This window comes from Pedobacter sp. (genome assembly GCF_039594775.1).
GTDB lineage: Bacteria > Bacteroidota > Bacteroidia > Sphingobacteriales > Sphingobacteriaceae > Pedobacter.
Map to the genome: position 1 here is coordinate 1 of NZ_JBCNMT010000014.1, position 21,537 is coordinate 21,537.

Annotated in this window: 20 protein-coding genes; 3 read left to right on the top strand and 17 right to left on the bottom strand. The window is 37.7% G+C overall.

Annotated elements, in window-relative coordinates; all coding sequences use genetic code 11:
• Positions 1-352: 352 nt before the first annotated feature.
• From ABDV71_RS19680 to ABDV71_RS19705, 6 genes are all read right to left on the bottom strand, one after another.
• On the bottom strand, positions 353-1,255 hold the full coding sequence (locus tag ABDV71_RS19680) for an exopolyphosphatase (RefSeq protein WP_343535635.1): 903 nt from the start codon (positions 1,253-1,255) through the stop codon (positions 353-355).
• A gap of 204 nt (positions 1,256-1,459) precedes the next feature.
• Positions 1,460-2,794: an ABC transporter permease gene (locus tag ABDV71_RS19685; protein WP_343535637.1), complete on the bottom strand. Its 1,335-nt coding sequence runs from the start codon at positions 2,792-2,794 to the stop codon at positions 1,460-1,462.
• The gene (locus tag ABDV71_RS19690; RefSeq protein ID WP_343535639.1) at positions 2,787-3,695 is read right to left on the bottom strand and encodes an ABC transporter ATP-binding protein; all 909 of its coding nucleotides are present in this window, start codon (positions 3,693-3,695) and stop codon (positions 2,787-2,789) included. Before ABDV71_RS19690 ends, ABDV71_RS19685 begins: the two co-directional genes overlap by 8 nt.
• A gap of 77 nt (positions 3,696-3,772) precedes the next feature.
• Positions 3,773-4,672: a hypothetical protein gene (locus tag ABDV71_RS19695; RefSeq protein WP_343535641.1), complete on the bottom strand. Its 900-nt coding sequence runs from the start codon at positions 4,670-4,672 to the stop codon at positions 3,773-3,775.
• Positions 4,673-5,719 (bottom strand): MBOAT family O-acyltransferase, encoded by a 1,047-nt coding sequence (locus ABDV71_RS19700; protein WP_343535642.1) that lies wholly within the window; start codon positions 5,717-5,719, stop codon positions 4,673-4,675.
• Between the two features lie 512 nt (positions 5,720-6,231).
• Positions 6,232-6,714, bottom strand: a complete 483-nt coding sequence (locus tag ABDV71_RS19705) for an Lrp/AsnC family transcriptional regulator (protein WP_343535644.1) — start codon at positions 6,712-6,714, stop codon at positions 6,232-6,234.
• Positions 6,715-6,813: 99 nt separating this feature from the next.
• Here ABDV71_RS19705 and ABDV71_RS19710 point away from each other — a divergent pair, with 99 nt between their 5' ends.
• A complete protein-coding gene (locus tag ABDV71_RS19710; RefSeq protein WP_343535646.1) occupies positions 6,814-7,800 on the top strand; it encodes an EamA family transporter in 987 nt (328 codons plus the stop codon).
• Between the two features lie 27 nt (positions 7,801-7,827).
• Here the strand turns inward: ABDV71_RS19710 and ABDV71_RS19715 are convergent, their stop codons facing one another.
• Together ABDV71_RS19715 and ABDV71_RS19720 are read right to left on the bottom strand one after the other, a co-directional pair.
• Positions 7,828-8,193, bottom strand: a complete 366-nt coding sequence (locus ABDV71_RS19715; RefSeq protein WP_343535648.1) for a DUF4157 domain-containing protein — start codon at positions 8,191-8,193, stop codon at positions 7,828-7,830.
• Between the two features lie 117 nt (positions 8,194-8,310).
• Entirely contained in the window at positions 8,311-9,027 is a 717-nt protein-coding gene (locus ABDV71_RS19720) for a DUF72 domain-containing protein (protein WP_343535650.1), read from the bottom strand.
• Between the two features lie 115 nt (positions 9,028-9,142).
• On the opposite strand from ABDV71_RS19720, the gene ABDV71_RS19725 reads away from it, so the two are divergent.
• The gene (locus ABDV71_RS19725) at positions 9,143-9,655 is read left to right on the top strand and encodes a hypothetical protein (protein WP_343535651.1); all 513 of its coding nucleotides are present in this window, start codon (positions 9,143-9,145) and stop codon (positions 9,653-9,655) included.
• 278 nt (positions 9,656-9,933) lie between these two features.
• Here the strand turns inward: ABDV71_RS19725 and ABDV71_RS19730 are convergent, their stop codons facing one another.
• The 9 genes from ABDV71_RS19730 to ABDV71_RS19770 all read right to left on the bottom strand — a co-directional run bounded on the left by ABDV71_RS19730 (position 9,934) and on the right by ABDV71_RS19770 (position 21,102).
• Complete coding sequence (locus ABDV71_RS19730) at positions 9,934-10,497, bottom strand: hypothetical protein (protein WP_343535652.1); 564 nt, start codon at positions 10,495-10,497, stop codon at positions 9,934-9,936.
• A 140-nt stretch (positions 10,498-10,637) separates the two neighbouring features.
• Positions 10,638-12,068 (bottom strand): TolC family protein, encoded by a 1,431-nt coding sequence (locus tag ABDV71_RS19735; protein WP_343535653.1) that lies wholly within the window; start codon positions 12,066-12,068, stop codon positions 10,638-10,640.
• A complete protein-coding gene (locus tag ABDV71_RS19740) occupies positions 12,061-15,234 on the bottom strand; it encodes an efflux RND transporter permease subunit (RefSeq protein ID WP_343535654.1) in 3,174 nt (1,057 codons plus the stop codon). Before ABDV71_RS19740 ends, ABDV71_RS19735 begins: the two co-directional genes overlap by 8 nt.
• 19 nt (positions 15,235-15,253) lie before the next feature.
• Positions 15,254-16,333: an efflux RND transporter periplasmic adaptor subunit gene (locus ABDV71_RS19745; RefSeq protein ID WP_343535656.1), complete on the bottom strand. Its 1,080-nt coding sequence runs from the start codon at positions 16,331-16,333 to the stop codon at positions 15,254-15,256.
• 724 nt (positions 16,334-17,057) lie between these two features.
• Positions 17,058-18,221, bottom strand: coding sequence for a molecular chaperone DnaJ (gene dnaJ / locus ABDV71_RS19750; RefSeq protein ID WP_343535658.1), 1,164 nt, complete (start codon positions 18,219-18,221; stop codon positions 17,058-17,060).
• Between the two features lie 82 nt (positions 18,222-18,303).
• Entirely contained in the window at positions 18,304-18,882 is a 579-nt protein-coding gene (locus ABDV71_RS19755; protein WP_199134326.1) for a nucleotide exchange factor GrpE, read from the bottom strand.
• 127 nt (positions 18,883-19,009) lie between these two features.
• Positions 19,010-19,690 (bottom strand): ATP-binding cassette domain-containing protein, encoded by a 681-nt coding sequence (locus ABDV71_RS19760; protein WP_113645509.1) that lies wholly within the window; start codon positions 19,688-19,690, stop codon positions 19,010-19,012.
• Between the two features lies 1 nt (position 19,691).
• On the bottom strand, positions 19,692-19,895 hold the full coding sequence (locus ABDV71_RS19765; protein WP_343535663.1) for a fructose-6-phosphate aldolase: 204 nt from the start codon (positions 19,893-19,895) through the stop codon (positions 19,692-19,694).
• A 172-nt stretch (positions 19,896-20,067) separates the two neighbouring features.
• Positions 20,068-21,102 (bottom strand): acyl-CoA reductase, encoded by a 1,035-nt coding sequence (locus ABDV71_RS19770; protein ID WP_343535665.1) that lies wholly within the window; start codon positions 21,100-21,102, stop codon positions 20,068-20,070.
• 79 nt (positions 21,103-21,181) lie between these two features.
• Here ABDV71_RS19770 and ABDV71_RS19775 point away from each other — a divergent pair, with 79 nt between their 5' ends.
• Positions 21,182-21,532 carry a 4Fe-4S dicluster domain-containing protein gene (locus tag ABDV71_RS19775; RefSeq protein WP_343535667.1) on the top strand — a complete coding sequence of 117 codons (351 nt, stop codon included), beginning with the start codon at positions 21,182-21,184 and terminating at the stop codon, positions 21,530-21,532.
• The last annotated feature ends 5 nt before the right edge of the window (positions 21,533-21,537 follow it).

The following is a 21,537-nucleotide window of genomic DNA, read 5'->3' on the forward strand; positions in this document are numbered from 1 at the left end:
GTCTTAGATGGACTTAGGTGTCTTAGGTGTTAAATTTAGTTTTTTAGCGACCTTAGGATATTTTAGTTTTTTTAACCATTAAGAAATTAAGGGGCGTGCGTTTTGTTTTTTAAGCACCTTAGACATCTTAGAACATTTTAGGGGACTGTGCCTTAGATGGACTTAGGTGTTTTAGGTGTTAAATTTAGTTTTTAGCGACAGGACATTTTAGTTTTTAGAACTGTTAAGGTAATAAGGAACATTAAGTTTTATTGGCTATTTTCTTAATTTTCTTCATTTCTTAATGTTTATTGTAAATATGGGACTTTGCCTTAGATGAGCTAAGGTGTCTTAGGTGGTGAAAATTATAATGTTATTTCATCCCTTGCAAAACTCCCATTTTCAAATCATAAGTAGAAAGGGTAATTTGCTTAAGACCAAGGTTGGCTAAGACATAATTGGTAATCAGTGATGCCATCACAATCATATCTACCCTTAATGGGATAAGATTAGGCATTTCGCTTCGTTCTTCATGGGTTGATACTATTAATTTATCGCTCAGTTGATAATAGGCGTTAATGTCAATGGGAGCCTTGGAAACTTGATGGATATTTAGCGAAGGATTGAGCATGACTGAATAAGTTTCAAACGCACCTGCTGAGCCTATCAATGTTTCGGCTTCGAAATCTTTACCAAAGGTGATTAATTCCGTCAAAGTCACTTGCAAATGGTTTTGGATATTTTGCTGGTCGGTAATGCTAATAGGGTCCGATTTGAAGAATTTCTGCATCAATCTGGCGGCACCAATGTCAAAGCTTTTTTTCCAATAGAAACCCTGTTCGTCGCAGAAAATAAATTCAGTACTGCCGCCTCCGATATCCATGATCAAGGATTTGCCTTTAATAGCACCACTGGCTTTTACGCCTTCGTAAATCAAATGCGCTTCTTCATTGCCATCAACCACTTCAATGCTAATTCCTGTTTGTTGTTTAACTGTCTCAATAAATTTTTGACCGTTACTGGCACTGCGAACTCCAGAAGTAGCCACGGCTCTTACTTTAGAAATCTCGTATTCCTGTAGTGTGATGCTAAATTCCTTTAAGCAATTGATACCACGCTCAAAAGCAGTAGGGATAATTTTATTTTCGAGGGTAATGTCTTCACCAAGTTTTACAGGCTTGTTGGTTTTATAAAGGATATTCATTTCGCTAGCTGTCTTTTCGGCGATAATGAGATGGAAGGTGTTTGTACCTAGGTCTATGGCAGCAACTTTCATGTATTTTGATTCTCTTTTCTTTTAAGGTGTTGCCTTTGCCAACTAAACCTGACATTAGCGGATACCGGCCCTGTGGCTAAGGCCTGTGCAGTATGAGCGATTGGCAGGGCTAGCCAAAAATAGCTGTATAAGCCCTGCTTTTCAAATCCTCTTTTAATAGCGTCTTGAACTTTAAACTAACTCCTAGCCACTAATCCCTAGTTCCTAATTTTTATAAGTAAACCATTTAAACATCTCCTTGAACGTAGTTTTTTTACCGTACATTAAAATACCTACGCGATAAATACGTCCAGCAATCCAAACCGTAGCTACAAAACCAACTGCCAAAATAGCCATCGATAAGGCCAATTCCCAACCAGGTACACCATAAGGAATACGCACCACCATGGCAATAGGAGAGGTAAAAGGAATCATCGACAACCAAAATGCTGTACTGCCATAAGGGTCGTTAGTAACCACACTGAGTGATAATGCGTAACCCAATAGCAGGGGCAGCATCACGGGAAGCATAAATTGCTGCGTTTCTGTTTCGCTGTCCACGGCAGAGCCAATGGCAGCATAAAGAGCGCTGTAAAATAAATAGCCACCTAAAAAGAAAAACAAAAACACTACAATAATTTTGCCTATATCCAAACCAGCTAAGCTTTTTTGAATATCGGCAATAGGACCTTGCGGAGCTGTCGAAGTTACCTGCTCAGCACCGCTTATTTGTGTTTGTGCTTGGGCAGATGCCGTAATTTCTTTAATATCTTCTTTGTTGGTGAACAAGCTCACTGCTGCCGTGCTGATGGCTAACGTAAGTACAATCCATAACATAAATTGGGTTAAACCCACCAAAGCAATCCCAACAATTTTGCCCATCATTAATTGAAAAGGCTTTACAGAAGAGACAATGACTTCTATGATACGGTTTGTTTTTTCCTCGATAACCCCACGCATCACCTGTATGCCATACATCATGATGAACATAAACATGAGCACACCTGCCGTAAATGCGATAAAAGTACTTGCCCCAGCACTCGATTCTTCTTCTTTGCCTGTTTCGGCAATTTTTTTGGTCGAAATATCTACGGTGGTTTTAAGCTTGTCCAAATCGCTTTGCGAAATGCCTGATTCTTTAAGTTTTTGAGTTCTGATGAGTTCCTCAATATCGCCAGAAATGCGTCGGTTTAGCGACATGCCCGGCTGTTTGGCACCAAAAAGCTCTATGCCCTTTGGAGCTGTCAAACTAAACTCGGGTAAATAGAGAATATAGTCGTAATCAGCTTTGCCCAACTCCTTTTTGGCCTGTTCTAAACTTTTGTCAATATAAGTGTAGGAAACGTTTTGGTTGGCGGTAAGCTTTTCTGTTAAAGTTTTATTGGTACTTACAATCGCAACCTTATCGTGGGTATCTTTAATTCCCTTATAAGTGAAATAACCAATGAGCGCATAAACGCCGGCAATTAATAAAGGTGTTAAAAAGGTCATTACAATGAACGATTTCTTTTTAACTCTTGAAAAATATTCCCTTTGGATAATGAGTAAGATTTTATTCATGGTTTTGTCCTTTCACTTTTTCAATAAAAATATCGTTCATGGTAGGAATGACTTCATCTAAACGGTGAATATTTACATGAGGTAATAATTGTGATAAGGCCTCGTTGGCTACGCGATTAGGTTTTAACTGCAGTTTAACTAAAGTATGGTTTTTAACTTTTTCGGTTTGCAATACTTCATAAATATCATTGTTGGTGGTCTGGTAATCACCCTCGTATTCTATCCAATAAGCATTACTACGGTAGGTGTTTTTGATCTCGTCAACAGCGCCATCCAATATTTTTTTAGATTTGTTAATGAGGGCAATGTTATCGCAAAGTTCCTCTACACTTTCCATACGGTGGGTTGAGAAGATGAACGTTGCACCATTTTTGTTCAGCTCCAAAATCTCGTTTTTAATAATGTCGGCATTCACAGGGTCGAAGCCAGAGAAAGGTTCGTCTAAAATGATTAATTCAGGTTCGTGTAATACTGTAGCTACAAATTGTACCTTTTGCTGCATTCCCTTACTCAAATCTTCCACCTTTTTGCTCCACCAGTCCTTCATCTCCAGTTTTTCAAACCAGTATTTAATCCGTTTGGTAGCTTCAGAACTGTTCAATCCCTTTAATTTAGAGAGGTAAAGTACCTGTTCACCAATCTCCATTTTTTTGTAAAGTCCACGTTCTTCGGGTAAGTAACCAATCTGTGAAATGTGGTTGGCATTTAGTCTTTCGCCATTAAAAAATACTTCGCCGCTATCAGGAGCTGTAATTTGGGTGATAATTCTAATCAGGGAGGTTTTACCAGCACCGTTTGGACCTAATAACCCAAAAATTTTGCCTTTTTCTACTTCAAGACTTACATCGTTGAGGGCACGGTGCGTAGCATACTGTTTTACAATATTCTTTACGCTTAACATATCTATTGTTTAGTTTCGAGAATAAGATAGTAAAAAAGCCTTTTTGTTACGAAGTTTTAATCAAATTGTAAAAACGGCTATTTGATTAATCCTATTATACTTCTAGTATAGATATCTCTTCCTAATGTAGATAAATGAACTGCATCATTGAACATCAATGGATTGTTATTTTTAAAGTGATAATTGTCATTATCCAAATATTGAATGTTATTCTTTTTGACGAATTTTTTTGTCTCAAGATGTGAGTGTTTAAAAATAGCTGAACTTGCTATATGAGCTGGCACAGGAGGCTCCAAAAAGCATAAACTTATATTGTGTTTTTTGCATAGGGCAATAATATTACTTAGTGCAGTTAATTGCAAGTTGTTCTTGTCCCGATTAGTTTTTCTGTTTAGTGGAGATTTTAAATCTAAGAACTCTTTAGGTGTTAAACCAGGTACTTGTTTATTAATGTAGCCTCCCTTATATGACAATGAAGTATGAAAATGATTTAACAAGGGGTATGTAAGCATGCTCTCGTTTCCACTCATAACTAGCAGTTCGTATATGTCTAAGGCGGAAAGAATATTATTAGAATAATGTAAGAATGCAATTTTTTCTTTAGCTCTTAGAGAGTTGAACATTCGAGGGTCAGAAAAACTAGTTTTTTGGTATATTCTAAAGGGATAAGCTTCAACGATGATTTTTTTGGTCTGAAGGTTATCATTCTCTATTAGGATTTTAAGTAAAAAGTAACTGTAATATAGGCTATTCCCGTTGTAGGCTAGAATATATGGGTTGCTTAAGCTATCGACCAAGGTTTTAGGATTGAGACTTTGTCTGGTTTGAGAGCTACCTATAAATAAGTAGTCAATCTTTTTTTCTGCAAGTAAACCAGAAATTCCATTAGTTTTTATAGAAAGCTTATGTCCATAAAAAAACTTTATAGTTAGCAAGGTTATAAATATGAAAAATATGATAACTGCAATTTTTCTCATTTAGAACTGAAAATAAATAAAACTTCTACTATTAAAGTAACCAAAAAATAATATTGATAGAACTACAAAAGCTAAAAGTGTATAATTGCTTTTTTCATTTTCTGAAAAGCTTAATTTTTTTGTAATGTTGGTTTTGCCTTCATAAAGAAATAAAATAATGATGAAAAATATGCAAATAATAAACGAATCTAGAGAAGTGGCATCACCTTTAAATAATAGTATGCATTCCTTTATAGAAGAGGTGTTGAATTGAAGATTAGTAAATATCTTTTTATAGATGAGAAAAGCATCACTTACGCTTTCAGCCCTAAAAAAAATCCAAGCAAATGAAACAATCAGGAAAACAATCACAATTTGAAGAAAGCTTAACAGGCGATTGCTAGAATTTAGTACTTTGTTTAATTTGAAGAGATGCTCTATAATTAGTAGAATACCATGAATAAAACCCCATGCAATAAATGTCCAGCTGGCCCCATGCCATAATCCACTGATAAGAAATACAATTATTATATTTCTATAAGTTAGCCAATACCCATTTCTGCTACCCCCTAAAGGAATGTAAACGTAATCCCTAAACCATGTTGACAGAGATATATGCCATCTCCGCCAAAAATCACTAATACTCCTTGAAAAATACGGCTTATTGAAATTTTTCATAAGATCTATTCCCAATGTCTTTGCGCATCCTATAGCCATGTCTGAATAACCGGAAAAATCACAATATATTTGTATCGAAAAGAAAAATGAAGCTATTAATAACGTGAAGCCATTATGATGCGCTGGATTTGCATAAGCATTATCAATTAGGATTGCCAATCTATCTGCAACTACTACCTTTTTAAAGAGACCCCATAACATAATCTGCACTCCATTTGAAATGTTTTCAGATTGATATTTGATTTCATTTTTTAACTGAGGCAGGATATTTTGCGGACGTTCGATAGGGCCAGCCACTAGCTGTGGATAAAACATTACATAAAGTGCATATATTCCAAAATGTTTTTCCGCTTTTTGGTTTCCCTTGTATACTTCTATTGAATAGCTCATCGCTTGAAAAGTATGAAATGATAAACCGATTGGAAGAATGATAGAAAGATGAGGTAATGAGGCACTCTTGTTTGAAAGTTCTACAAGATTGTATATGTTATCAATAAAGAAATTATAATATTTAAATACACACAAAACGCCAATATTCGCTACAAGACTAATGATTAGAAAGATTTTTTTATTTCTATTGTTAGATTTCTCAATATAAATTCCTGCCCAATAATCTAATATGATGGTGAAGCCCAGTACTAGGATGTAAATGGGGATAAAGGACATATAAAAATAGCAACTTCCGACTAGAAGGAGCAACCATCTGTATTTATGCGGTAATTTATAATATGCGAATGTTATAACTGCGAAGAATAACAGAAAATCTAACGAGTTAAATAACATTTAAGTTGTGAATTAGCTTTATTATAGATTCGAATAAGGATTTCAAATATATAATTTGTTTTATATAGTGCCTTAGCATTGTTTTGTTTTTGTCTATTATTGGGCCTGAGAGATTCCCGTCATCGAGTTTTTTTCAAATGGTCCAGTGTAATCGTAGCGCCAATTTTAACCAAATCAGTTGCAATAAAACTTCTGAATCTTTTGATATTGGTATTGGCAAAAAACAACCTTCTGCAAAGTTGTTCGTAGTAGTGCATAGAAGGAACTACCACAATCAGAATAAAGTCTGTATCGCCCGTCACATAATAACATTGTTGTACTTCTGGACAGCTTTTAAAAATAGATTTTGCTTCATCAATGGCTTGTATCTTTTCATTTTCCATAGATACCGTTACACAAATGGTAATGAGGTTGCCCAACTTTTGGCTGTTCAATATCGAAGTGTTCGACACAATAAAACCTGTTTCGGTAAGCCTTTTTACTCTGCGTTGTACTGCCGCTGCTGATAATCCAATTTTATCGCCAATATCACGCTGAGGAGTGAAGTTGTCGGCTTGTAAAAGGTTCAAGATGGAAATGTCGAAAGAATCAAGTTCGGTCATAATTGATGTTGATGTGAAACAAAATTGCAAAATGATGCCCTAAATTAAGGAAATGATTTGTGTGTGGTGTGCTATTTTTGCATTAAAGAAATTAAAATCATGTTAGAACCTACATCTACCAAAGAACCAGTTTTGTTAAGTAAAGAAGATACTCCTGTTTTGTTGATGAATGAAACTGCTGAAAAACCAAAAGCAAATAAACAATTAAAAGGATTTTTATTGGCTATTACTGGCGCTACATTATGGGGTGTATCGGGAACATTTGGCCAATTTTTATTTCAGCAACGCGGTGTAAATGTCGAGTGGCTCATTACCGTTCGTATGCTCATTTCCGGAGTAATTTTATTGTTGTATGCTTACGCCACCAATAGCCGTCAAACGATGTCAATTTGGAAGCATAAAAAAAATGCCTTGCAGTTGGTGGTATTTGGCATCACTGGAATGGTTGCCGTTCAATATACTTACTTTGCAGCTATTAAACATTCTAATGCGGCTACGGCTACTATATTGCAATTTGCTGGTCCCGTGTTGATAGCCATTTATCTAGGCTTTAAAAATAGAAAGTTGCCTGGCAAATTTGAGATTTTGGCTATTGCATTAGCGGTTTTGGGAACTTTTTTGTTGGTTACCCATGGAGATATGGGCAAGCTCTCTATTTCTAAAATGGCATTTTTAATGGGCATTGCTTCGGCTTTTGCCTTGGCTATTTATACTTTGCAGCCAGTAACATTACTAAGTAAATACGATTCGACGATTGTAGTAGGCTGGGGGATGTTTATTGGTGGTATCGCTTTTTCCTTTATTCATGCACCTTGGAAAGTAGAAGGGGTATGGGATGGCTATAGTTTGGTTTCGGCAGCGTTTATCATCATTTTTGGGACGCTCATTGCCTTTTACACCTACCTTACAGCTGTAAAATTAATTGGTGGTCAAAAGTCGAGCCTGTTGGCTTCTGCTGAACCGCTTTCTGCTGCGGTACTTTCGGTGGCTTGGCTTCATGTACCTTTTTATGCCATTGATTGGATAGGGAGTTTATGCATCATTTCTACGGTTTTTATATTGAGTAGAACTGGTAAGAAAGCTTAAGATCTAAAATGTTGTTGGTTAAAAGCTTTATTTTTTTGATGACGATTTACCTTTAGTGGTCTTTTGTCCCATGATTTCTGCTTCTTTTTCCAATGCATTATCATCATTTACGCTGATATTTTCTTTCGTTGGTGTAGTAGGACTTATTCTACCTTCCTTCTGTTTTACAACATGCCAAGTTTCATGTGACAAGTGTTTTTCCTGTTCGGAACCTAGATGGATATCCGTCCCTTGTACATAAGCCTGAGCATTTAGTTGAGCAGGCTTATTAGAGTTGTAATGCACTTTAACATCATCCATCGCATAACCTGATAACTTTTCAATACTAGCTTTTAAATTATCAGGTAAGCCTGTTTCGTCGATAGTAGGTTTGGGCGTTTTATTTGTCTTCATGGCATGCCAATATTCTTAATATACAAGCGTTTTTCTCTACTGGGTATTCGTTTTATGTACGAAAATAGATTTTAACATAAATGTATGAGATTATATTGACAGTCAAGAAAGTAAATCTTACTTTACCAAAGCCTGCAATTGTTTCGCATTTTCGATGGCTCCAAAACCCCAAGTATTATTAAAATAGACAAAAACTTCTTCAGCTGTTTCAGGAATTTGTTCGAAGAAATATTTAATGGCAGAAAGCTCGTAGGTTGATTTGTAAAGTACGGGTTTGCCATGAAAGCGATAGTAAATAGCGGAATCGGTAACAACTACTTCTTCGGGTAACCCTTTGGGGTAGCTTTGTGAAGCGAAAACAATACGGTGAGCCTTCAATTGAGTAAATACATCTTCGTTCCACCAAGATGCATGTCTAAATTCCACTACATTTTTAAAACTAGAATCGAGTGTTTGCAGCAGTCGCTCCAGTTTTTCTTCCGTATAATGAAATGATGGTGGAAATTGAAATAACACACCAGCCAATTTTTCTTTAAGTCCATTGTTGAGCAAATGATAAAAATTCGCAGTGTCCGTTTTGCAATTCTTTAATTGTTTGTAATGGGTAATAAGGCGAGGTGCTTTCATGGTAAATATAAAGTCAGTAGGACTATCGTTAAACCATTTCTCCAGTGATTTCTCGGTAGGTAATTTATAAAAACTAGCATTGATTTCAATGGTGTTAAAGTATTCACAGTAGAATTTGAACCAGTCTTTTTGCGCCAAATCTTTTGGGTAAAAAAAGTCCTTCCATTCTTTGTAATAAAAGCCTGAGCAACCAATATTCCATTTCATGATGATACAACGCAAAGTGATGGATAAGGTTTTATCAAATTGATTTGTAGCGAAACAGCTTATTGTGACGTATAGGGGATTAAACGAATGTTTTTTATCACTAAACTAAATTCTCATGAAGAAAATTCTATTTGTACTTTTTGTCGTTTTTGTTGCGAATCTTGGATGTAAAAAAATGGATACTGGTGATGGTCTTTGCGCTTGTTCACCAGTGCAAACACCTCCCATATTGCTAGTTATTAAAGGGGCTAATGGAGTGGATATGTTGAATCCAGCTACTAACGGCTATTTTGCTTCAAGTAATATTAAATTGTATTATCAAAATGGTACAGCAGAACAGCAAATAGAATTTAATATTAACCAACCTTTTGCGGTTGGAAATTCAACTACTGAAAAGGTTGAGTTTTACCAATTGCGTTCTTCTTATTTATTGGACTTGCTATCTTCAAAAAATCCACCAAACATCTACATCAAATTAGGTAATGGAACTCCTCGTCAGCTGAAAGCGACTATGGTAGGTGGTCAAAAATATAAGGTTGATAAGCTGTTGGTTAATGACGTTGAAGCAACGGGAGAAACTGGGACTGTAAAAAACATAGTGCCTAATATCTTCTACTTTAATTTATAATTGTTGTACGTTTATGTAAAGCCCTGTTAAGTTTTAAAACTTGATAGGGCTTTTTTATATGCAAGGAAATGTTTGGGCTTTATGTCACCCTTTCAGGGTTTGTCTATCCATTGTTGCATAGCTAGTTATAATAATGTCACCACTTCGTGGTCAGGCGTGTTGTTTAAGGGTTGAGTTTTGTATGATAATGAAACAAGTTTGAAGAACGGAAATTATTCTTTATAGTATGTCCAAAGATTTCTCCACTACGGTCGAAATGACGTGCGGTGCTGTATTTATTAATCCTTCCAGCCCCAAGGAGCCGATGGCGTAGCAATTGGTTTGTTCAAGTCAAACTTAACAGTAAACAAACGGTCGGTACCTATGCGACGTAGGTTGTAAGTAAAATGGGTTTTATCATTAGTAATCCACCAAACATTACCAACCGCTGCAGGTAAAAGATTAACTGTCTCTTGGTCTGCTGGAAAAATCTGGATACCTGCTTGACCTGTATTTGTGGTCCAGCCACCATATTGGGTTACTTTATCTTCCGACCCATCAGCATGGCGGTGGTCATGTTTCAATAAAATCCTATCATTTTCTAGTTTCAATACCCAAGTTCTAGATTTGTCATCGCCTACAAAAAAGGGAATTTTAATTAGCGTATCGCTACATAATCTTACGTGCATCACCAAAGGGCCATTTTTAAAAGCATCGGTCATGCCTTGTATTACTTCCCCTTCATAAGCCTTACCGCAATGTTGCTTTAACAAATCCCAAAATTGTTGAGCGCCAGTTTTTTCTTGCGCTTGTGCTATAAAGCTTGATAGGATAATGAGTAGAGTAAGCGCTTTCTTAAACATAAGATAGGTTTTGGTGAATTTGCAAGATAACACAAACCAGCCAAACCAAGAATTATATGGATTTAATCAACAAAAAAAGTCCCGCAAATGCAGGACTTTTTAAACTAGTAAATATAATTAGCTAAACCCGTCTCAACTAATTAATTCCATCCACCGCCTAAAGCCTGGTAAATTTTCACCATGGCATTAAGCTGTTGTTTTTTGGTTTCTATCAACTCTAATTTCGCTTCCAATGCATCTCGTTGTGTCATTAACACTTCTAAATAATCGGCTCTGGTCGATTTAAAAAGGTCGTTAGAAATATTTATCGATTGATTTAATGCTTCTACCTGTTTTGATTTAAGGCTATAGCTTTTTTCCAGATTACTAATGCCCGAAAGTTGATTAGCTACTTCGATATAACCGTTTAAAATGCTACGCTCATATTGGTAAACCGCTTGAATTTGTTTCGCATTGGCACTAAAATAAGTAGCCTTAATGGCATTTCTGTTAATCAAAGGAGCAGCTACATCACCTGCAATACTGTACAGCATCGACTCTGGAAATTTAACCAAATAGCTAGGGTTAAAAGCTTGGAAGCCAAATGCAGCAGAAATTCCGAATGATGGGTAAAATTGAGCTTTAGCTACTTTTACATCTAATTTCGCCGCTAATAGGTCTAACTCTGCCTGTTTAATATCAGGCCTGTTGGCCAGTAATTGCGAAGGGATACCTGTTTTGAAGTTGGTAGGTACGTCTTGGTCAAAACCACTTTTGTCTCTATCAACATGCTGCGGATATCTGCCCAACAAGAAATTAATCTTGTTTTCTGTTTCGGTAATCTTCTGTAAAATATCGTACTCAAGACTTTTAGAATTCAATACCTCCGCTTCAAACTTACGCACAGCCAACTCGGTGGTTCTGGCAGCTTCTTTTTGTATCTTAACCACATTAAAGGCATTGTTTTGCAGTTCAATATTCTGACGCACCATTTCCAATTGCTTGTCAAGCGCTAACAATTCATAATAAGAATTAGCAATTTCGGCCACTAAAGCAGTGGTTACAAAGTTTTTGCCTTCTACCGACGATAGGTATTTAGCATAAGCCGATTTTTTGGCATTACGCAATTTGTGCCATACGTCAACCTCCCAATTGGCATACAAACCAGCCAAGTAATCGGGTAGGGGTTCTGGCATTTCCTTGCCTTTATCTATTTCTGTAGAAGCATCGCCAGCACCTTGACTGGTGTATCTTCCCACTTTTTCAAGTCCAGCACCCACTTTTACGCCAACGCTAGGCAATAATTCACCTTTTTTAGCTCTTACCTCGTTTCTTGCAATTTCAATTTCCTGTAAGGTAATATTCAGTTCCTGGTTGTTTTTTAGGGCAGTATCAATCAAGTTAGAAAGATATTGGTCTTTAAAAAACTCCTTCCATTTCATTTGGGCAATATTGGCGGTATCGCTATTGCCCTGATAACTGGCGGGCACATTTTTGTTCTCCTTTTTTTCAACAATGGCCGGTACTTTACAACTAGTGTACACCATACCCAAAAAGGCGAGTCCTAATATTTTATGATGATTTTTAAGCATTGTTTTCAAGTTCTTCAGTTAACGGATGTTCATCTTCAATTTTGATCAGCTTGCGCTTACTGGCAATAGTGCCAAAAACATAGTATAAACCTGGGATGATAATTACACCAAACACAGTTCCCAACAACATACCACCAGCAGCAGCCGAACCAATGGTACGGTTACCGATGGCCCCAGGACCTGTAGCAAACACCAATGGAATTAAGCCAGCAATAAATGCAAATGAAGTCATTAAAATAGGACGGAACCTTACTACTGCACCTTCCATTGCGGCGGCCAATATAGATTTACCCTCTGCATGTTTCTGAGCGGCAAACTCCACAATCAATACGGCATTTTTGCCAAGCAAACCAATCAACATCACCATCGAAACCTGGGCATAAATGTTGTTTTCCAGTCCGAATAACTTTAAGAAAAGGAATGCTCCAAATATTCCCGCAGGTAGAGAAACGATTACCGCTAATGGTAAAATGAAACTTTCATATTGTGCGGCAAGTACCAGGTATACGAAACCTAAACAGATTAAGAAAATGTAAATGGCTTCGTTGCCTCTATTGCTTTCATCCTTGGAAATACCTGCCCAGTCAATGCCATAACCTCTAGGCAATGTTTTCTTTGCCACTTCTTCTACCGCTTTTAAGGCTTCGCCAGAACTGTATCCAGCGGCTGCAGAACCGTTAACCTCCGCTGAGTTGTACATGTTGTGACGAGTGATTTCTGAAAGGCCATATACTTTTTGCATAGTCATGAATGCCGAAAAAGGTACCATTTCATCTTTATTGTTTTTCACGTACAGTTTCATCACATCAGCTGGCAAGGCTCTATATTGCGGTAACGATTGAACAATTACCTTATACTGTCTACCAAATTTGATGAAATTGGTTTCGTAGTTACTGCCAATCAAATCTGATAAAGTTTCCAAAGCTTTTTCTGGAGTTACACCTTTTTGTTGCGCCTTATCGTTGTCGATATTTAGCATGTATTGAGGGAAACTAGCGCTATAAAAAGTAAACACCGATTGCAGTTCAGGACGTTTGTTCAGCTCTTTCACAAAATCCTTACTCACTTTCTCCATTTCTACGTAGTTATTTCTACCTGCTTTATCCAATAAGCGCAACTCAAAACCACCAGCGGCACCATAGCCAGGAATAGCTGGAGGTTGGAAAAACTCAACCATTGCCCCCGGTATATTCTTAGATTCTTCTTCAAGTATCTTAATGATGTCTTGAGCACTGTTTTTACGATCTTTCCAATCCTTTAGGTTAATTAAGCAAGTACCCGAGTTAGAACCTGTGCCTTCCGTTAATACCTCATATCCCGCTAGGGCCGATACTGATTTTACCCCTTCAATTTCCTCACACATTTTTTCTAGTTTTTCGGAAACCTGATTGGTTCTTTCCAAGGTAGAACCCGGAGGCGTTTGGATGATGGCATAAATCATCCCCTGGTCTTCGTTAGGGATAAAGCCCGACGGTACAGAATTGCTTAAGAAGTAGGTAGCCACGCAGAAAATTCCCAATACGCCAAATATTGCTATTTTGCGGGTCACCACTTTGTTCATTACCGTTTGGTAGCGACCAGTTAACTTGAAGAACCAATTGTTGAATGCGTCTAAACCTTTGTCAATAATTGATTTCTTTTGGTGATGGTTGGCTCCATGTTTCTTCAACATAATAGCACACAAAGCAGGAGTTAAAGTTAAGGCTACAATACCTGATAAAATGATGGATGTGGCCATGGTGATGGAGAACTGGCGGTAAAATACACCCACCGGTCCCGACATAAAGGCTACAGGAATAAATACCGAAGCCATTAAGAAGGTGATGGCCACAATAGCGCCTCCAATCTCGCTGATGGCTAGTTGTGTAGCTTTAAGTACCGACAAGCGCTTGTCTGCTTCCATTTTGGCATGTACAGCTTCAATCACCACAATAGCATCATCCACTACAATACCAATGGCTAATACCAAAGCAAAAAGGGTAATCAAATTGAGGGTGATGCCGAAAAATTGCATGAACACAAAGGAACCAATCAAGGAAACAGGTACCGCAATGGCTGGAATTAAAGTTGAACGCCAGTCGCCCAAGAAAATAAACACCACCAAACCTACGAGGATAAATGCTTCAATTAGGGTGTGGACTACTTTCTCGATAGAAGCATCCAAGAATTTAGAAACGTCGTAACTGATTTCATAATCCATGCCTTTAGGAAACGAAGTGGCTTTAATTTCCTCCATGCGTTTCTTCACATTATCGATTACGTCCTGCGCATTACTGCCGTATGATTGTTTTAACACAATAGCGGCCGAAGGTTTACCATTAATGTGCGAATATAAATCGTACATCGAACTGCCAAATTCAACATCGGCAACATCTTTTAACCTCAATAATTCGCCATTGGCACTTGCTCTTAGAACGATGTTTCGGTAGCCATCTTCATTGGTGAAACGACCGGGGTATTTCAATACATATTCAAAAGATTCTGAACGTTTGCCCGAACTTTCGCCTGTTTTACCTGGCGATGCCTCTAAACTTTGATTGTTAAGGGCTTCTAAAACTTCTTCGGAAGATATTTTATAGGCTAGCATTTTATCTGGTTTTAACCAAATACGCATGGCATATTCACGGTTACCCAAGATATCGGCAAATCCAACTCCGTCTACACGTTTTAGCTCTGGCAGTAAGTTGATGTCGGCATAGTTGTACAAGAAATTCTCGTTCATATGCGGGTCCTTACTGAAAACGTTCACGTACATCAACATGTTGGGCTGTTCGCGACTGATTTTAATCCCCTCGCGGATAACCAAAGGAGGCAATTTATTGGTTACGGCCGCCACACGATTTTGTACGTTAAGCGTAGCTTGGTCAGGGTCGGTACCCAAATTAAATACAATTTGGATGGAGCATTCGCCGTCGTTACCAGCATCAGAGGTCATATATTTCATTCCTGGGATACCATTTAAGGCTCTTTCCAAGGGAATAACTACCGCTTTAATTAATAACTCATTATTTGCTCCTGGATATTCGGCCACAACGTTTACCATTGGCGGCGAAATATTTGGAAGTTGTGTTACAGGTAGGCCAACAAGTGCCAGCACGCCCATAAATACGATTACCAGTGATATGACTATCGATAAAACTGGTCTTTTTATGAATCTACTAAACATAATTTTTTGGAAAAGGAGCCTATTCTGCTTTTAACTGTAATTGGTTTAATACTTCCTTAGGTGCGATAAAGCTGAATTTGATTTTATCATCATCTTTCACTTTTTGTACGCCATCAAGTACGATTCTATCGCCTTGCTGCAAGCCGCTCGACACTACATAGATGTCTGGTAATTCACCACCAATCTTAATTTCTTTTGATTTGGCAACGCCATTTTTATCGATGACAAAAACATAGATTTTATCCTGTAGTTCGTAAGTGGCCTTTTGAGGAATGATTAACGCATTTTTCAGTGGAATAACCATTTGTACCTTTCCTGTTTCGCCGTTTCTTAACAATTTATTTGGATTCGGAAATTTTGCTCTGAAAGCAATGTTCCCTGTCTCCGAATCAAATTCGCCTTCGATAGTTTCTACAGCGCCTTTTCCAGCGAGTGTTTCGCCATTTGCCAATATTAGGCTAACAGATTTATTGTGACTTGATTTTGCTTGTTGGAAATTCAAATATTCGGGTTCTGAAACATTAAAGTACGCGAACATCTGGCTGTTGTCAGAAAGGGTAGTTAGTAACTCACCTTCATCAATTAAGCTTCCCAGTTTCTTTGGTAAACGGTCAATGGTACCGTCAAAAGGCGCTCTGATTTCAGTAAAAGATAAATGTAATTTGGCTAATGCTTTACTTGCTTTAGCTTGTTCCAGTTTGGCTTTTGCCATGGCCAATTCATTTTTGGCAACTACATTTTTATCAGCTAGCAACTGTGTATTCTGCAATTCAATTTCCGAAGCTTTTACTTCTGCCTCTGCTTTCATTACTTCGGCTTCGTACATTTTAGGCATGATCTTGAAAAGCAATTGTCCTGCTTTTACCGTTTGACCTTCGTCTACGTAAATATTTTGCAAAAAGCCTTTTTCTTGCGCCCTGATTTCAATGTTACGTACCGAACGGATTTGGGAAACGTATTCTTTGGTGAAAGAAGTATCGAGCGTTAGTGGACTCGTTGCCGTGTAATTGGTCTCTTCTTCTTTTTCTTCTTTTTTTTGGGTGCAGCTATAATAAAGCAGTATAGTGCATAAACCGGTGAGCATTAGATTTCTCTTCATTGTTCTTGTTACTTGTTAGCGATTTAACTCTTTAAAACCGATGATTCTTGTTCCTCATCAAAGCCAAAAGTACTTTCACAATCATGAAGTTTTGGTGAAGAAAGCGCCTTAGGAGGGTCAATAAAGGGTCATGAAATGAAAAATTTCTTCATCATTGTGTTTAAAGTACACTATCGGATTGTTTAAAAATTAGGCTGTTGGGAGGGTGGGTAGGATAGAAGGCCCTCTCTGCCCTGTGGGCATCTCTCTCAGAGGGAGAGAATAGTGTGGCTTGTTAGGCATTATGCTTTCTCTCTCCCCCTGGGAGAGATGTCTGAAAGACAGAGAGGTTTTTAAATACGATTTATATTCACTATGTGTCTATGTGGTTCATTTAGGCTGTTAAAAATAAAATATAACCACATAGACACATAGGGGCATTGTTCTAGATTATGTCAAATAGACTAAGCTGATTTCGGTAGAAGGAAGCTAGAAATAATAAAAAATCACAATCAGTTGATAGAACTGATACTGAAATAAATTCAGTATGACGGAACGTGGTTTAGCGTCACCCTGAATTTATTTCAGGGTCAGCCATACATCAAGATAGTCAAATGGCCATAAACTGATAATATAATAATCAAACATGGACTATTGGGAAAATAACAAGCTTCTTTCCATAACACCAACAAAAAACGCCATGTTTTTTAAAACATGGCGTTGATATTTTATACTTTAAATATGCTTACTCGAAATATTCTTTCATTCTGTCGAAGAAACTTTTATCGTTTTTACCAGGCTGCGGTTTAAAGTTTGCAGACTCTTTCAATTTTTCCAATAAAGCTCTTTCTTCGCTGTTTAGCGCTTTAGGCGTCCAAATATTGACGTGGATAATTTGATCGCCACGGTGATATGAATTTACTTCAGGAATACCTTTGCCTTTTAAGCGAAGTAATTTTCCACTTTGCGTTCCTGGCTCAATCTTGATTTTTGCTTTTCCGTCGATGGTAGGAACCTCTACGCTAGCACCAAGCGCTGCATCAGGAATACTGATGTGCAAATCGTAAACGATATTATTACCTTCTCTTTTTAACGTTTCGTGTGGTACTTCTTCAATCAAAATGATTAAATCTCCGGGAATACCACCATTAGGTGCCGCATTTCCTTTTCCTGCCATGCTTAACTGCATGCCTTCACTTACCCCAGCTGGAATATTGATAGAGATGGTTTCTTCACCACGTACGGTACCATCGCCATGACATACATTACATTTAGCCGTAATTTGCTGACCGCTACCATGACAGGTAGGACAAGTGGCTGTAGTTTGCATTTGCCCCAAAATAGTATTGGTTACCCGTCTTACCGAGCCGCTACCACCACATGTTTTACAAGTACTTACTGACGATTTATCTTTTGCGCCAGTACCATCGCAAGCTTTACAGCTGATTTGCTTGTTTACCTTGATTTTTTTCTCGGCTCCCTTAGCAATTTCATCAAGCGTAAGTTTTACTTTAATGCGTAAGTTGCTGCCTTTGGCTACTCTACGACCACCGCCACCTCTGGATTGACCGCCTCCAAAAAAGCTGTCAAAAGGACTGCCGCCACCACCAAAAATATCTCCAAACTGACTGAAAATATCTTCCATGTTCATGCCGCCACCGCCATAGCCGCCACTAGCAGCTCCGCCTACACCTGCATGACCAAATTGGTCGTAACGTTGTTTCTTTTCAGGGCTACTTAAAACCTCATAGGCTTCTGCAGCTTCCTTGAACTTCTCTTCTGCAGATTTGTCGTCGGGATTTTTATCAGGGTGATATTTAATTGCTAGTTTACGGTAGGCTTTCTTAATTTCCTCAGCCGAAGCGCCCTTAGCAACTCCAAGTACGTCGTAATAATCTCTTTTGCTCATTTTTGTATTAATGATTGAATGATTGAATTTTGAATGGTTGAGTTTATCCTCTCATTCTGTCATTCTCTCATTCAAAACTGTCTTATGCTCCAACCACCACTTTGGCAAAACGAACTACCTTGTCGTTAAGCGTGTATCCCTTTTCTAATTCGTCAATTACTTTTCCCTTTTGTTCTTCGGTAGGCGAAGGAATTTGGGTAATAGCCTCGTGCAAATCAGTATTGAACTCCGTGTTGATGCTTTCAATTTCTTTCAAGCCCTTTTGGTTCAAAATACTTTTCAATTTGGTTTGCACCAATACAATGCCTTCGCGAACAGGCGCTACTTCCGTAGTGTTTTCTGTGGCTTTAATGGCACGCTCAAAATCGTCAAGAACAGGCAATAGCGAAACCACTACATCTTTTCCTGCAGTTTGTAAAAGTTCTACACGTTCTTTTTGCGTACGACGTTTAAAATTGTCGAACTCGGCAAATAAACGTAGGTATTTATCGTTCAATTCAGCTACTTCCTGTTTTAGTTTATCTTCTGCCGATAATTCTTCAGCAGCTTCATTTACAGTAGCTTCATTTTCTGTATTTTCAGTGGAGTTATTCTCTTTAGTTTCTTCTGTAGCTTGATTTTCCACTACAGCTTCTTCTTCCTTTTTCTTCTTATTAAACATCTGTAAACTTGTTTTTTGGGTTCATTCTCAAAAGTTTTGCCAATACAAATAAAACAGCCATGCTGTCAGTTTTGTAAGGTTATGCACTAACAGAATGGCTGAAAGTTAAAATTTTGTCAGAAAATGCCTAGGCAATTTGAGCATCTTCGTGCACCAAACCATTTTCACATTTAATGATGCGTGAAGGGAAGGTGCGAATGATATGATAATCGTGGGTAGCCATAAGTACTGCGGTACCGTTTTGGCTAATTTGCTTCAACAGCATCACAATTTCCTCTGAAGTCTCTGGATCTAAGTTTCCGGTAGGTTCATCGGCTAAAATAATCTCTGGATTGTTCAGCAACGCTCTTGCGATAACAATACGTTGCTGCTCACCACCTGATAATTCATGGGGCATCTTTTTGATTTTCGAGCGCAATCCAACCTTTTCTAAAACGTCTTTAATACGCTCAATGATCAGGTTTTTATCTTTCCAACCTGTAGCTTTTAGCACAAACTCCAAGTTTTGTTCAACCGTTCTATCGCTTAACAATTGAAAGTCTTGGAAAACGATTCCCAGTTTTCTTCTTAAGAAAGGTACCTCTTTGTCAGAAAGTGTTTTAAGGTTGAAATTGGCCACACTGCCTTCACCGTTACCAATGTGTAAATCGCCGTAAATGATTTTTAGCAAACTACTTTTTCCTGAACCTGTAGCCCCAATTAAAAAGACAAACTCGCCTTTGGCTATATTGAGGTCAACGTTAGAAAGTACAAGGTGTTTCTGCTGAAAAACATCAACATTGTTTAAGGTAATTACGTTTTCGGCCATGTTAAATATCTAATTTGGTTACCTGTCCAAAAGGCAACTCGTTTATAATGTTCATTATTTGTTCCTGTTTATCTCCAAAGCCCAGCTTTTCTAGTGATTTATCAGGTCTATCTACCCTAAAATAAGCCAATAGCGTAAACTTTTCATCTCTAAGTTGTACGTAGTCTGGTATTTTGGCGATGCCCTTAACTTTGATGATATACATCTTTCAAAAGTAAGAAGTAAAAAGTTAAAAGGGAAAAGTAAAAAGTAAAAAGTCGGAAAGTTGGAAAGTTGGAAAGTCGTTTAGAACTGGACATACAAGTTAGGGAAAAATTTTTCAGCAATAAAACAATCTAACCATAAAACAATTTCCCCTAGTCCCTAGTCCCTAGTCCCTAGTCCCTAGTCCCTAGCTCTAATCCATTTAAAAACGCAACAGTATCTACATTATCTGCATAGTCCCAAAGTTTTGGATGTTGGCTTTGCCCAAATGGTAAAACCTGTAAATTTTGTACAACGGTATTCGATACAATGCATTGGATTTGCTCTTCCTGTTGTGTCAGTTTTTCGGCTACCTCATTAATATTATCATATGTTTCATAATACAACACTGCCAAAGGTGAAGAAAGGCCTTCATCCTCTTTTAACAACAGAAATCCATTGTCGTAATGCGTTTGCAGGTTTACCAGGTAGATTGATTTGTTATAATCGTAGTTGTTGTTGTATTTAAAGTGGTTGATGATGTCTTGGAACGGTTCCAAAGGCTCAAAAAAGTGCTTGATTTCGTAATTTTTAGGAATGAATATTTTAGAGATACTTCGGCAACCCATTCCAAAATAATCTAAAATATCGTGGCCTAGTGCCTTAATTTCTGCTTTGCTTTCGTTACCGGTAATAACGGCTACACTATTTCTATTTCTTCTGATAATGTTGGGTACTTTCCCAAAATAATATTCAAAATATCTGGAAGTGTTGTTGCTGCCCGTTGCAATAACCGCATCAAAATTCTTTAGCTGCTCAGCATAAACAATGTGGTTTTTCAGTTCAGGTAAAATGTCGCATAAACGATTAAGCAAAAAGGGGAGTAGCTTGTTATCTGAAGAAGACAACTTGATTTGTGCAATATTTCCCGTAGCCAAAACACAGATCACATCATGAAAACCCACCAAAGGAATGTTTCCTGCAAGGATAAGACCTATGGTTTTTGGGATTTTAGCAACTTCTACAGTTTCAAACCATTTTTCTAAATCCAGTTCATCAAGCATTTCGGCTAAAGCTTTAATAGCTTTATTTACCTCGGTAGCTGTAAACCAGGCATTTGCATTGCTAGCTGTATTAATGGTAGCAATTAAGGCTTCGTCGAGCTGTTGAAGGTATAAACCTAGCTGTTTAAAAGCAGAAATTAACTGTTCTTTGCGAAGTGATGACATATTTAGAACTATTATAAATGGATTATGTATTATATTTGCGCTGCAAAGTTAAGCTTAGCATTTTAGAAATAGACGAAAGATGGCAATTAAAATAACAGACGAATGTATAAACTGTGGGGCATGTGAGCCAGAATGCCCTAATAATGCAATTTATGATGCTGGTACTGCTTGGAGATTTTCTGATGGTACGAGTTTAGATGGTATTATTGATTTTGGAGGTAACCAAATAGACGCTGGAGCTGCACAGGATGCGGTTTCTGATGAAGTATATTATATTGTTTCAGATAAGTGTACAGAGTGTAAGGGCTTCCATGATGAGCCTCAATGTGCGGCGGTTTGCCCGGTAGATTGCTGTGTAGACGATGAAGATATCCGTGAAACAGAAGAAGAACTATTGGCTAAGAAAGCTTGGTTGCACCAAGAAGGTTAATTGAG